This window comes from Geodermatophilus sabuli, from assembly GCF_900215145.1.
In the GTDB taxonomy this organism is placed as follows: domain Bacteria; phylum Actinomycetota; class Actinomycetes; order Mycobacteriales; family Geodermatophilaceae; genus Geodermatophilus; species Geodermatophilus sabuli.
Map to the genome: position 1 here is coordinate 1 of NZ_OBDO01000020.1, position 13,079 is coordinate 13,079.

Sequence of the window (13,079 nt, forward strand, 5' to 3'; positions counted from 1 at the left end):
AGCGGCCAACAGCAGCATGACCGGGGCCAGCAGCAGCAGGGCGGTGGCCGACACCGCGACGTCGATGAGCCGCTTCACCCGCCAGGACCGGCTGCGGTAGGTCGCCCGGCGCAGCCGCACCAGCGGCAGCCCCCAGGCGTTGTCCATCTCGTCGTGCACGTGCTGGAGCTCGAACAGCCGAGGGACGACGAACAGCTCGCACCGGTACCGGTCACACGCTCGGATCACCCCGACCATGTCCGACTCCTTGATGGAGGAGAAGGCCACCACCACTGCGCCGACCTGATGCTGGGCGAGCAGCGAGGTCAGCGCCCGGGGGCTGCCCAGGACCGGGAGCGTGCCGCCCCCGTGCAGGATCGGGTCGGAGTCGACGAAGCCGACGGGCTCGAGGCCGTACTCGGGGTGGCTGGTCAGGATGTCGGCGACCTGGTGCCCGATCCGGCCGGCACCGAGGACGAGCGCCCGGTGGGCGACCACCCTCCGGGCGCGCAGCCGGCGCACCACCGCGTACCCGACGGCTCGCAGGACCACCATCGCCACGCCCGCAGCCAGCGCGCCCCAGAGGAACTGCCAGTCGATGACGTAGTCCTGCCAGACGGCTCGCGACCACGCGATCTGCCCGAGCACGGCCAGCCCGACCGCCGCCAGCCAGCGGCCGGCCAGCGCGGGGAGGTCATCGAGCACGGAGAGGGACAGCCGGGACCGGTAGAGCCCGGCCAGCCAGACGAGAGCGAGCAGCACGATGCCGAAGGCGGCGATCTTCCGCGCCGGGGAGTCGACGCCGATCGCCCGCCCGATGGCCTCGAACCCGAGGACGCCGATCGCGACCGCGAGGAGGTCCGCGGCAGCCAGAACCGGCCCGATCCCCCACCGCGTCAGCCATCCGGGAGCACCACCGGCCGGGGCGAGGACGGAGTCAGGGCTCTCCTGCTGCAGAACAGGGTCCGGCACCGGTGGCGCCGGGGCGGCCTCGGCATCGTCCAGCCGGACGGCCAGCTGCTCGTTGCCGCTCAGGATGACCCCCTCCTCGTCCATGTGTCCCATCGGGCGCCGGAGCCGGCGGACACCGGTCCGCGCCACCGCGCTGCTCCACCCCGTCCGACTCGTCCGCCGTCCGGCCCGGCGAGCAGTGAGTCCGCTCGCACGTCGTCCTGCGGGAGCCCTTCGCTTCGGACAGTAATCACTGCAGCCAACCGCTGAGAGCGTCCACTGCGCGGGTCACCCTTTCGAGCAGGACATCTCACAATGGGTCAGCGCCGCGCCCTCACTGTGTGTATCAGCGCCCGAACCCCCGGTGCCCACGCAGCCGTCAGCAGCACGGTTGTGACACTCGGAAGTGATCTCGGGCACTTCGCGGTGGAGGTCGCCCACCCGGGTGAACATCGATCGCCGGCTCCCCGCGGTGGGGGGACGGAGTGGCTCGGCCCGGGCGGGAGACCGGCCCTGCTCTGGTACAACGAGGACGAGCCGGATGCGGGACGTCGCCGTCCGCGGCGGGACACGACACGAGCACCGGACGAGGAACTGCGAGAGCCATGAGCGGACGAACACGCGACGCTGCCCCGGAGCCGACCTCCACCGGGGACACGCCTGTCGCGGCTCCCGAGGCCGACGGCTCGGCCGGGCCGCGGGTGGATGCCCGGACGGCGGGGTCGAGCTTCTTCTGGTCAGCCGTGTCGTTCACGGCGAGCAAGCTGCTCGTCTTCGTGGTGACCCTCGTCATGGCGCGACTCCTCGTCCCGGAGGACTTCGGCGTCGTCTCGGTCGGCCTGGCGATCGTCGCCTTCCTGGAGGTGGCACTCGACCTCGGCGTGGGATCGGCCCTCGTCTACGAGCAGGAGCGCGGGATCACCCCGCGCGTGCAGACCGCGTTCACCCTCAACCTGGGCATCGCAGCCGTGTGCACGCTCGCCGGCGTGCTCGCCGCGCCGGCCGTGGCGGAGGTCTTCGACGTCGATGACACCAACCTGCTGCGCGTCCTGTTCCTCTACTTCCTGCTGCGGGGGCTGGTGCAGGTGCCCGACGCGGTCCTCCGGCGGGACCTCGCCTTCCGCAGACGGGCGCTGGTCGAGGTCTCCCGCGCCGTGGCCCGGGGGGCGGTGTCCGTACCGCTCGCGGTCGCCGGAGCCGGTCCTTGGGCACTGGTCGTGGGCATCCTGGCCAGCGAAGGCCTCGGCGTCGTCCTCACCTGGTGGGCGACACGCTTCTTCCCCACCTTCCGCCTGGACACCGCGGTGGCCCGCACCCTGCTGGGCTTCGGGACAGCCGTGCTGACCCTCAAGATCCTCGGCGCTGTGCTCGAGAACGCCGACTACTACATCGTGGGTGCGAAGCTGGGCCCCTACGACCTGGGCATCTACACGCTGGCCTACCGGGTGCCGGAGATCGTGCTCGCCAACGTCTTCTGGATCTTCTCCAGCGTGGCGTTCTCGATCTACTCGCGCGCCCGGTCCGACGACGCCAGCGAGCTGGGGACGGTCGCCACCCGTGCGCTGCAACTGATCACCCTGTTCGCATTTCCCGCGGGCGTGGGCGTGGCAGTCGTCTCGATGCCCCTCACCGTCGCCCTCCTCGGCTGGGAGTGGGAGGACGCCGCCGGGCCGATGTTCTTCGTGGCCCTGTCGATGGCGGCGTCCTCGATCGGCTACGCCTCGGGTGACGTCTTCCCGGCGGTCGGCCGGCCGGGTCTGCTCATCAAGATCGTTGCCCCCATGGTGGTGGTCAAGGTCACCGGGTTGTTGCTCGCCGCCCCCTTCGGGCTGACGGCGATGGCCGCGACACTGTTCGGGATGAGCGTCGTGTTCGCAGCCGTCCGGCTCACGGTCGCCAACCGGCTGCTGAGCCTGCCCGCCTCCCGGAGCCTGCGGGCGATGATGCCGGGCACCGTGGCGGCCATCGGCGCCGGGGCGGCCGCGCTCCCGATCGTCTTGTCCATGGAGCCGGAGGCCGAGACCCTCGCCCTCGCCATCCCGGCCGGCATACTGGGGGCCGGCGCGATGCTGCTGCTGTTCTGCCGCCCGGTGCTGCGCGAACTGTCCGCCCTGGCGGCCTCGATGCGCCGCCCGAAGAGCAACGCATGAAGGCCTCGACCGCGGTCCGGATCCTCCGCCTGGTCGGCCGGGGCGGACGCCCGGCGAGGCTGCTCAGCCCGCTGGCCGCCGTCCGGGGACTGGCGAGCCCGCACGACCTGCGGCGCGTCCACCGCCAGCTCGCGCAGGAGGAAGGCACGCTGGAGGCCGTCCGGACCGGGGTCTACCGCGAGATCTGGGAGTCGGCGGCGGCACAGGTCGGAGCCGTGGTGCACGAGTCCGCGTCCGGCTTCCTCGAGATCTCCCGGGGGTCGGCCGCCACCCTGGTCCGCGAGAACCTCGTGGAGCTCGACACCCCGGTCGTCCTCGAACTCGCCGGGGACCGCGCGGCGTCCGCCGCCCACCTGGCGCTCGCGGGGCTCCCGGTCACCGACACCCTCGCCTTCACGCTCGCGGACACGGCCCCCGCCATCGCCTTCCTGCGCACCCATGGGGCCTGCGTGGTCAAGCCGGCGTACGGCACCGGTGCCGGGGCAGGTGTCACCTGCGACGTCCGGACCGTCGAGGAGTTCGTGCGCGCCGCGCTGAGCGCGGTCCGGCACTGCCCGGAGCTGGTGATCGAGCGGCAACTGCAGGGGACCGAGCACCGGATGCTGGTGCTGGACGGCACGGTGGTGGGCGCAGTCTGCCGGCGGCCCCCGACGGTCCTCGGGGACGGCGCGTCATCGGTGACCGACCTGATCCTCGCCGAGAACGGGCGACGACTGGCCGCCGGTGGGCACGAAGGGCTCTTCCTGCTCGGTCTGGACCTGGACGCCTGCCTGACGCTGCGCCGGCAGGGCCTGTCGCCCGGCTCGGTGCCCGCCGCGGGTGAGCGGGTCACCGTCGCCCGCGCGGTCAACGCGGGCTCCTCCGCCGAGTGCGAGGCCGAGGAGCCCACGCCCGCCCTCGCCGCCGACGCAGTAGCCGCCGTGCGGGCCCTGGGGCTGCGCCTGGCCAGCGTGGAGATCACCACGCCGCGCCCTGATCGCGGCATCTCGTGGCCGGGCGCCGGGTTGATCGAGGTCAACAGCACGCCCGGGCTGTCGTACCACTACCAGGTCAGCAATCCCGCCGGCGTGCAACCGGTCGCCGAGTACGTCCTCGAGACCCTGCTGCAGGAGCGCGCCGGTGCGCGCAGTCCCCGCCGGTGGGTCAGCGAGACCGGCGGCCCGCGATCAGCGACGCCAGGCGACGCCGCGTGAACCGCAGCCCCCGCTGGGCGAACGCCACCGCGTAGACGGAGCTGGGGCGGGGGTCCCGCGGGTCGAACATCGGCAGCCCCGTGGGCCGGGCCAGGGACCTCAGCCACGACACGGTGCTGAGCTGACCGAGCGCCCGGTATGCGCGGAAGGCGTGCCAGTCCTCGACCGGGTGCCACTGGGTGACCCCGCGGCGGAAGGTCGTCGGCGCCGTCACCGGCAGCCCGAGGGCGCGACGGTAGGAGATGGTGGCCATGTCGATGCCCGCGCGCTGCACGAGCTTGTCCGCAGCGGTGAACCGCGGGTTGCACTCGATGATCTTGAGTTGGCCGTCCCTGCTGTCCCGCTTGAACTCCACGTTGCCCACGCCGCGCAGGCCGACGCCCGTGAAGAAGCGCAGCCCGAGCTCAGCCGCGTCAGGGACCCAGTCGGTCACGTGGAAGGTCCCGAGGCCGAAACCAGGGGGGTTCTGCCGCGGCTTGCGCTTGGTGAAGTGGAACAGCGGCGTGCCGTCGTCGTCGAGATAGCTGTAGTAGGAGCAGTACCGGCTGTCGTCCCCCGGGATGATCTCGGTGACGATCATCTCCAGTCCGTGCTCGTTCGTCGCCCGGAAGGCAGCCTCGAGCTCCTCGGCGTCGTCCACGATGAGCGCCTTGCTGCCGAACGCCCGGGCGAAGAGGTGCGAGTGGCGCGGCTTCAGGGCACACGGGAAGTCCATCGCGGCCCCGGCCTTGCGCACCTCATCCACCGTGCTGACGGCGGCGGTCCGTGGTGCCGGCACGCCGACGGCGCGGGCGAGCTCGTAGGTGCGCTCCTTGTCGAGCATCGCGAGGGTCACCTCGTCGGCGGAGGCCGCCGGGCAGTACCCCATCTCGACGAGTTCCGCCCGGTGCCGGGCGATGAACTCCAGCGCGCCGTCGCTGCAGGGCAGCAGGACGGCGCCGCGCGGTCCGGTCCGCAGCCACGCCATCCACTCATCGGCCGCGGTGGCCGACGACGCGACGTCGAGGTAGCTCCTCAGGTACCGGGAGTGGCTCACGAGGGAGCCGCCGGCGCCGTCGCCGAGCGCGTGGACGGGGATCCCCTGACGACCGAGGGCGCGGGCGACCGACAGCGAGTTGAAGCTCCCGCCGAGGATGACGGCGGGGGGCCGGCCGGCCTCAGTCAAGATCCGGCTCCGACTCCAGGCCGCTGGCGGCGAGCATCGAGTCGACCCACGCGTTGGAGAACTCCCCGCGGGCCACGGCGCTCTGGTACTCGGCCGCCCCGGCGGCGCGCGTGTCCAGCCGCTGCAGCATCGAGTCCGCACTCTCCTGCGGGACCACCACCACACCGTCGGCGTCGCCGACGATCACGTCCCCGGGGTTCACCACGATGCCGCCGACGCTGACCGGGTAGTTCACCTCCCCGGGCCCGCGGTGCAGCGGCCCCAGGGGCGTCGTGCCGCGGGCGAACACCGGGAAGTCGCCGAGCGCGAGGATGCCGTCGAGGTCCCGGACCAGGCCGTCGACGACGACACCGGCGATGCCGCGGTGCCGCGCCTTGGTGGAGACCAGGTCCCCGATGACGGCGGTCATCATCGAACTGCTCGCGTCGATGACCAGCACGTCGCCCGGGTTCGCCAGGTCCAGGCTCTTGTGCACCATGAGGTTGTCCCCGGGGAAGACCTTGACGGTGCAGGCGGGCCCCAGGAGACGCAGCTCGCGCGGCGTGACCGGCTTGATCGACGGGTTCATCGTGTAGAGCCGGTTCATCATGTCCGACACGTCGGCCGCACCGAAGGCGCCGAACCGGTGCACGACCTCCGGCGACGGGCGGCGCGCGTTGCGCCGGAACCGGTAGCCGGGCCCCGGCGTCATCTCGGCCGACTGCGGGCGCGCACTACCAGTCTGCATCGTTCCTCCGGGGTGTCGCCGACCGCGGCGCGCGGAGCGCGCCGCCCCTCGATCGGGCCGGATCAGGGTATCCCGCCGGGTCCGCCCGGCCCGATCACCCAATCGGGTCTCAGGTGCGTTGGCCGGCCCGATCACCCGATCGGGCTCCAGTAGCCTCCACCGGTGCCTCACGACGTGACCTTGATCCCGGGAGACGGCATCGGACCGGAGGTCGTCGATGCTGCGTGCCGCGTCATCGCGGCCACCGGTGTCCAGGTGGACTGGGACGTGCAGCAGCTGGGACACCCCGCGCTGGACGCCGGGGCCGCGTCGGCGCTGCCCGAGGAGACCATCGGATCGGTCCAGCGCACCGGCGCTGCGCTCAAGGGGCCGGTGAGCACGAGCCGGACCGGTGGGTTCCCCTCCCCGAACACCGGGCTGCGTCGGGCGCTCGACGTCTTCGCGCAGGTCCGCCCGGCCCGGTCGCTGCCGGGTGTGCCGACCCTCTTCCCTGCCCTGGACGTCGTGGTGATCCGCGAGACCACCGAGGACCTCTACGCAGGCATCGAGTTCGCCGCGGGCAGCCCCGGCGCCCGGGCGGTCGTCGAGGCGGCCCGTCGACACGGGGCGCCGCTGTCCGACGACGCGGCCGTGTCCTTGAAACCGGCGACCGAGGCAGCGGTGCGCCGCACGCTCGAGTTCGCGGTCGCCTGGGCCCGGGAGCAGGGGCGTCGCCACGTGACGGTCGCGCACAAGGCCACGGTCATGCGGGCGACCGACGGCCTGTTCCTCGAGATCGGCCGGCAACTGGCGGCGGAGAACACCGACCTGGAGATCGACGACATCCTCGTGGACAACCTCACTGCCCAGCTCGTCCGACGGCCGGAGGAGGTCGACGTCGTCGTCACCACCAACCAGTACGGCGACATCCTGTCGGACCTGGTCGCAGCCATGTCCGGGGGCGTCGGCCTGGCCCCTGGGGTGAACCACGGGCCCGGTGTGGCCGTGTTCGAGGCGGCCCACGGCTCCGCGCCCCGCCACGCGGGCTCCGACCGGGCCGACCCGTTGGGGATGATCCGCTGCGGGTCGCTCCTGCTGCGCCACCTGGACGAGTCGGCCGCGGCGGACCGGGTCGACGCAGCCGTCATCGATCTCCTGCAGGAGGGCCGGGTGCGCACGTACGACCTGCTGCCACCCGGCGCGCCCGGTGCCTCCGGCACCCGGGCAGTGGCCGACGCGCTGGTCGCCCGGCTGTCGTCGGAGACGGGCACGCGCCGGTGACCGAGGACCGGCACCGGGCCCTGCGCGTCCTGTTCGTGACGACGCGGGACATCGGACAGCGGGCCACCGGGCGGATCGTGGTGCTGCGGACCCACGCGGAGGCGCTCGCCGCCCTGGGGCACGAGGTCACCGTGGCCGTCGTCTCCCCCCGTCCTCCACAGGACAGCCGCTGGACCCGGCGGTTCCGCACCGAGCACGTCCGCTCGCCCCGGCTGCCGTCCGTCGCGCTCTCGGCTCTGCGCGCGCTCACCTTCGGGGAGAAGTCGCTCAACGAGTCGTTGTTCGTGGACGGCACGGTGCGCCGCCGGGTGACCGAGCTGGTCGAGGACGTGGCCGCGGACGTCGTCGTCCTCGACTCGCTGCGGTTGTCCACGGCAGTGGTCGACGTCCGCGCGCCGGTCGTCGTCGACCTCGACGATCTGCTCAGCGTCCGCTACGAGCGGCTGCGGACGACGGCGCGCAGCGATCCAGGTGCCGTGCTCGGCTTCGCGGCCGCCCGTGTCCCCGGCCCGTTGCGAGGGCTCGCCGCCCGGGGCGCGGTCCGTCTGCTCGGGTGGGAAGCGCGCCGGATCGCCGCCCGGGAGGTGGAGGTGAGCGCCTCCGCAGCCGCGGTGAGCCTGGTGTCACGCACCGAGGCCGACCTCTTGGCACGGCGGACCGGTCGGCACGTCGAGTGGCTGCCGCCGGCCGTCCCCGTCCCCGCAGAGCCCGTGGAGCCGCGCGACGGGCTGGTCTTCCTCGGCGGCCTGGACTACCTGCCCAACCTGCAGGCGCTGCGCTTCTACCGCGACGAGGTGCTCCCCCACCTGGACCCGGGCGACCCCTTGCACGTGCTGCACGTGGTGGGCCACTGCCCCGACGACGTCCGCGCCGAGCTCGACGTCCCTGGCATCGTGCTGCACGGCTACGTCGACGACCTGCACGAGGCGCTCGGTCGCCGGCTCCTGGTCGCCCCGCTCGTCGCTGGTGGCGGCGTGAAGCTCAAGGTGCTGGACGGGATGGCGCACGGCCTGCCGGTTGCCGGGACTCCGGGCGCCTTCGAGGGCCTGGGCCTGCCCGACGGCGTCGCGCTGCGGGCCGAGGACGGCGTGCAGCTCGCCGCCCTGGTCCGGGAACTGGCTGCGGATCCCGCCCGGTGCCACGAGGTCGGGTTGCGCGCGCGTTCGGTCGTCCGCGAGGAGTTCAGTGCGGCCGCCGCCGCCCGACGCTGGGCCGCCCTGCTCGACCGGCTGTCCTCCCCGGCTGCCTCACGCTCGTGAGCGCGTGCGGGAGCCGGTCATCCGGCCGTGGCACGCTCCCGCGCTACCGGGAGGTCCACCCGGCCCACGCCGACTCCACCATGTCCCTCACCCCGTAGCGGGCCCGCCAGCCCAGGGCGGCGCGGATGGCGTCGGCCGAGGCCACGACGCGGGCAGGATCACCCGTACGGCGCGGCTCGATGGTCGGCTCGGCCCACTCGCTGTCCGCCGTCCCGGTGACCTCGCGGATGGTGGCGACCATCTCGCGCACCGACACCCCCTCGCCCCGGCCGATGTTCGCGGTGAGGGCGTCGACGCCTCCCTCGTCCAGCGCCCGCGCCGCGGCGACGTGGGCGGAGGCGACGTCCCCGACGTGGATGAAGTCCCGGATGCAGGTGCCGTCGGGGGTGGCGTAGTCGTCGCCGAAGATCCGCGGGGGGCGCTTGTGCTCCAGCTGCTGGAACACCATCGGCACCAGGTTGGACACGCCCCGGTCGGTCAGCGCGGGGTCGACCGACCCGGCGACGTTGAAGTAGCGGAGGTTGACGTACCGCAGGCCAGTGGCGGTCGCGACCTCCTCGACCATGCGTTCGCCGACGAGCTTGGTCGTGCCGTACGGGTTCACCGGCCGGCAGTCGGTGTCCTCGTGGACCACGTCGACGTCCGGAGCCCCGTAGACGGCGGCGCTCGACGAGAAGATGAGCGAGCCCACTCCGGCTCCAGTGGCCGCCTCCAGCAGCGTCCGCAGACCCTCGACGTTCTCGCGGTAGTAGTACAACGGCCGCCGAACGGACTCCTCCACCTGCTTCTTGGCCGCGACGTGGACGACGCCGTGGACGCCGTGGTCGGCCACCGTCCGGGCCACGAGATCGGCGTCGAGCACGCTCCCGGTCACGAACGGCACGCCCGGGATGCGCTGCCGGTCCCCGGAGGACAGATCGTCGAGGACGACGACCTCCTCGCCGGTCTCCCGCATCGCGGAGACGATGTGCGCACCTATGTACCCGGCTCCACCGGTCACCAGCCATGTCACCGCCGCAGGCTATCCAGGCGGAGGGGCCCGGAGGCCGGCACCGCCCGGACGCGGGCACGCACATCACCCCCGCGGGTGAGCGGGCACCAGTCACCCAGCGGCTCCTGACCGGTGGCGAGAGCAGCTGGCACCGCCCGGTTCGTACTGCATCGTCCGGCTCCACTCACGGAGCGTGAGGAGGCGCCGAGCGGCGTGACAGCAGGCAGTTTCGGGGTTGCCCTGGATCACCTCCCGCCCGGAAGGTGTTCCGGGGACACAAGAGCCCTGCAACCACGACGGCCGTAGGAGACCCGGTGTTGATCGGTGGCGCCGCCGCCCGATCGGCCGGCACCACGACGGTGCCCCAGCCGACCGGCTCCGCGGTATGCCACCACACCGTCGACCGACCGGACCGTCGCGGACCGGGCTGGGTCGCGCGCGTGTGCCAGGTGCTCGTGCTCGCCGCCGCGGCCTGGACCTTGCTCCTCGTCACGAGCGGTACCGCGCACGCCGAGGAGCCGACGGTCGCGGAGGAACCGGCCAGCACGCCGGTCTCGTCGGTCGCGGAGGAACCGGCCAGCACGCCGGCCTCGTCGGTCGCAGCGACGGACACACCACCGGCGCCGATCACCGCGGCAGAGCCGTCCGACGCACCGCCGGCCGCCGAGGTGCCGCCGGCCGCCGAGGTGCCGCCGGCCGCCGAGGTGCCGGCCACCGAGGTGCCGCCGGCCGCCGAAGTGCCGGCCACCGAGGTGCCGCCGGCCGCCGAAGTGCCGGCCACCGAGGTGCCGCCGGCCGCCGAGGCGCCGGCCACCCCACCACAGACCACGCCGCCCCCGAGCACGTCGCCGGTGACCACCCCGGTCGTGGCGCAGGACGCGCCGCCCCCTCCTCCGCCTCCCGCCGCCGTGGACACCCCGGCCGAGGACACGGCCTCCGGTGGCGCGACGCCGCCGACCGGCACCACCTCCGGTGGCACCGCCTCGTCCGGTGGCACCGCCTCGGGCGGCACCAGCTCCGGTGGCACCACGCCGCCGACCGGCACCTCCTCCGGTGGCACCACACTGCCGACCGGTACCACCTCCGGTGGCACCACGCCGCCGACCGGTCCCACCTCCGGTGGCACCAGCTCGGGTGGCACGTCGCCGCCCACCGGGACGCCGTCCACCGGCGGTACCTCGGCCGACAACGGGACACCGACGGGGGGCGACGGCGCCACGGGTGCCCCCCTGCCGAGCGGTCCTGCCACGGGTGGCACGACTCCTCCGGCGACGAGCTGCCCCGTGCCGGCCGGAGACGTCGCCACCGCCGGCACGGCCGTCGTCACCGAGAGCAGCACCGACGGGGCGACGCAGCCCACCGCCGACACGACGTCGGGCACGGCGGGCTCCGACCCGATGGAGTGCACCCCACTCGCCGAGACACCACCCAGCGGCGACAGGCCCACCGCCGGCACCACGCCGCCCGCTCCCGTGGACGGGTCTCCCCGGCCAGTGCCCGCTGAGTCGGCCCCCGACCCGGACTCCACTCCCACGGACTCCACTCCCCCGGACTCCCCGTCCCCGGACTCCACTCCCCCGGTCACCGCGACGTCGGCGACCACTCCTGCCCTGTCCCCTGACGAGCCCGCGGCGGGGCAGGAGCCGACTGCGCCCGCCCCCACCGTGGTGATGGCGCCCCTCGGGACCTGCGGCACTCCTGACCCGACCACCGGCGCCCCCCCGGCGGCCCAGTGGTCCGCCGGCACGCGCGTGACGTGGGCCGAGGGGCGGCTCCTCGACCGCGCGGGTGCCGATCTCGGATCCGGCGCACCCGTCGCCGTCGCGGTCCTCGCGGAGCCGGTGGAACCGCCCCTCGCGCCCGTTCCGCCGCCCCCGCCGGCCACACCGTCCACCCCCCCTGCCCCGGCCGGCCCTGCCGGGCCGTCAGCCGGCGGGTCCTCGGGGTCTGTCTCCGGATCCGGTGGGCACGCGTCCGACGGCGGGCTGCAGCACGCGGTGCTCGAGTCCGCCCGCACCGCGTCGCTGGCGCGCGCCTCCGTCCGTTTCGGCCCGGGTGCGGCGGGGTCCGTCGTCGGCGGAGCCGACGACCCGGGGGCGCGGCCCGACTGACCGGGCCTCCTGCCTCCCCAGCGTCCCGTGCGGGGACGCCCGGTCACTCCGCAGCACGCACGGGCACGGCCAGCGGCCGTCGCCTCCCTGAGAGGGCATGCCTCCCTCTCGCCGCAGTTCGCACCCGCGCGCCCCCGGTGCGCACATCCACAAGGACTTCCGTTGAGGAACCTCACTCGCTCGCACGTCGTCGTCCCGCCGCGAAGCACTCCTCACCACAACGGCGCGGTGGAACGCCCAGCAGTCCCGCGTCCGCTGCCCGGTCCCGGCCCCCGGTCGGGTCCCCACGACCGATCGGTCCGTGACACCCGCAGCTCGGCCCCGCCCGGACACCAGCCGGACAGGCCGCTCCGCATCGAACACGTGGACCTGCCGACGCCGGACGCGGCTGTCTCCCCGGGGTGGACGCGCCTGGCCCAGTTCGGCGTCCGACCGTTCCTGGTGCTCCTGGACACGCTCGCCGTCGGCATCGGGGTCCTCGGCATGGAGGTCGTGAGCCGCCAGCTGGACGTGGACTCGCCGGCTCGGAAGACGCTCGCGTTCGGCGCCGTCCTCGTGCTGCTGTTCTGGCTGGGCGGGCTGCACCGTTCGCGGCTGTCGCTGTCGGTTCTCGACGACCTGCCGGCGTTGGCCGGGCGCTGGCTCGTCGCCGCGGCCCTCGCCGTGCTCGGACAGATCGCCTGGTCGCGGGCGATCTGGGCGGACTACCTCATCGACTGGCAGTTCCTGTGGGGCGCCGTGACGACCCTGGTCGCCGCCGTCGCCCTCCGGGCGATCGGCTACGCGGTGGTGCGCCGCCTGCGCTCGCGCGGGCTGGTGGCGCACCGGGCTCTCGTGGTCGGCGCGGGCCGGGTCGGCCACCAGGTGGCCGACATCCTGACCAGTCACCCGGAGTACGGGCTGCACCCGATCGGCTTCCTGGACGCCGACCCGCCGCACCGGGACGACGACCTGCCGCTCCCCCTGCTGGGCGGCCCGCAGTCCCTGACCCGGTTCCTGGAGGCGGGGCAGGTCGGCAACGTGGTGGTGGCCTTCTCCACGATGAAGGAGTCGGAGATGGTGCACGTCATCCGGGCGTGTGACCGGTACCGGTGCGAGCTGTTCGTCGTCCCGCGGCTGTTCGAGCTGCACCACGTGGCCGGGGACATGGACACCGCCTGGGGGCTGCCGCTGGTGCGGCTGCGCCGGGCGACCTACCGCAGCCCGGCCTGGCGGGTGAAGCGGCTGGTGGACGTGCTCGTCTCGGGGCTGGCGCTGGTGGCCATCGCGCCGCTGCTGCTGGTCCTGGCGGTG

Annotated in this window: 10 protein-coding genes; 5 read left to right on the forward strand and 5 right to left on the reverse strand. The window is 73.8% G+C overall.

Going from position 1 to position 13,079, the window contains the following annotated elements; genetic code table 11:
• Positions 1 to 1,035, reverse strand: a 1,035-nt coding sequence (locus CRP39_RS25975; RefSeq protein ID WP_375791634.1) for a nucleoside-diphosphate sugar epimerase/dehydratase, incomplete at its 3' end; no start/stop codon positions are given.
• Between the two features lie 500 nt (positions 1,036 to 1,535).
• Between CRP39_RS25975 and CRP39_RS25980 the strand changes: the two genes are divergently transcribed.
• Complete coding sequence (locus CRP39_RS25980; protein WP_097209302.1) at positions 1,536 to 3,080, forward strand: lipopolysaccharide biosynthesis protein; 1,545 nt, start codon at positions 1,536 to 1,538, stop codon at positions 3,078 to 3,080.
• The gene (locus CRP39_RS25985; RefSeq protein WP_097209303.1) at positions 3,077 to 4,273 is read left to right on the forward strand and encodes a hypothetical protein; all 1,197 of its coding nucleotides are present in this window, start codon (positions 3,077 to 3,079) and stop codon (positions 4,271 to 4,273) included. Before CRP39_RS25980 ends, CRP39_RS25985 begins: the two co-directional genes overlap by 4 nt.
• Here the strand turns inward: CRP39_RS25985 and CRP39_RS25990 are convergent.
• Together CRP39_RS25990 and CRP39_RS25995 are read right to left on the reverse strand one after the other, a co-directional pair.
• Positions 4,224 to 5,438: a carboxylate--amine ligase gene (locus CRP39_RS25990; RefSeq protein WP_097209304.1), complete on the reverse strand. Its 1,215-nt coding sequence runs from the start codon at positions 5,436 to 5,438 to the stop codon at positions 4,224 to 4,226. The genes CRP39_RS25985 and CRP39_RS25990 overlap by 50 nt on opposite strands.
• Positions 5,431 to 6,165 (reverse strand): RraA family protein, encoded by a 735-nt coding sequence (locus CRP39_RS25995; protein ID WP_097209305.1) that lies wholly within the window; start codon positions 6,163 to 6,165, stop codon positions 5,431 to 5,433. The genes CRP39_RS25990 and CRP39_RS25995 overlap by 8 nt, the downstream gene beginning before the upstream one ends.
• A 162-nt stretch (positions 6,166 to 6,327) precedes the next feature.
• On the opposite strand from CRP39_RS25995, the gene CRP39_RS26000 reads away from it, so the two are divergent.
• Entirely contained in the window at positions 6,328 to 7,425 is a 1,098-nt protein-coding gene (locus CRP39_RS26000) for an isocitrate/isopropylmalate dehydrogenase family protein (protein ID WP_097209306.1), read from the forward strand.
• Positions 7,422 to 8,684, forward strand: coding sequence for a glycosyltransferase (locus CRP39_RS26005; RefSeq protein ID WP_097209307.1), 1,263 nt, complete (start codon positions 7,422 to 7,424; stop codon positions 8,682 to 8,684). Before CRP39_RS26000 ends, CRP39_RS26005 begins: the two co-directional genes overlap by 4 nt.
• A gap of 43 nt (positions 8,685 to 8,727) precedes the next feature.
• On the opposite strand, the gene galE is transcribed toward CRP39_RS26005, so the two are convergent.
• Both galE and CRP39_RS26525 read right to left on the reverse strand, forming a co-directional pair.
• Positions 8,728 to 9,696 (reverse strand): UDP-glucose 4-epimerase GalE, encoded by a 969-nt coding sequence (galE, locus tag CRP39_RS26010; protein ID WP_097209308.1) that lies wholly within the window; start codon positions 9,694 to 9,696, stop codon positions 8,728 to 8,730.
• 163 nt (positions 9,697 to 9,859) lie between these two features.
• Entirely contained in the window at positions 9,860 to 11,056 is a 1,197-nt protein-coding gene (locus tag CRP39_RS26525; RefSeq protein WP_143426758.1) for a hypothetical protein, read from the reverse strand.
• 1,093 nt (positions 11,057 to 12,149) lie between these two features.
• Here CRP39_RS26525 and CRP39_RS26020 point away from each other — a divergent pair.
• A partial coding sequence (locus CRP39_RS26020; RefSeq protein ID WP_375791635.1) for a nucleoside-diphosphate sugar epimerase/dehydratase occupies positions 12,150 to 13,079 on the forward strand: 930 nt, incomplete at its 3' end.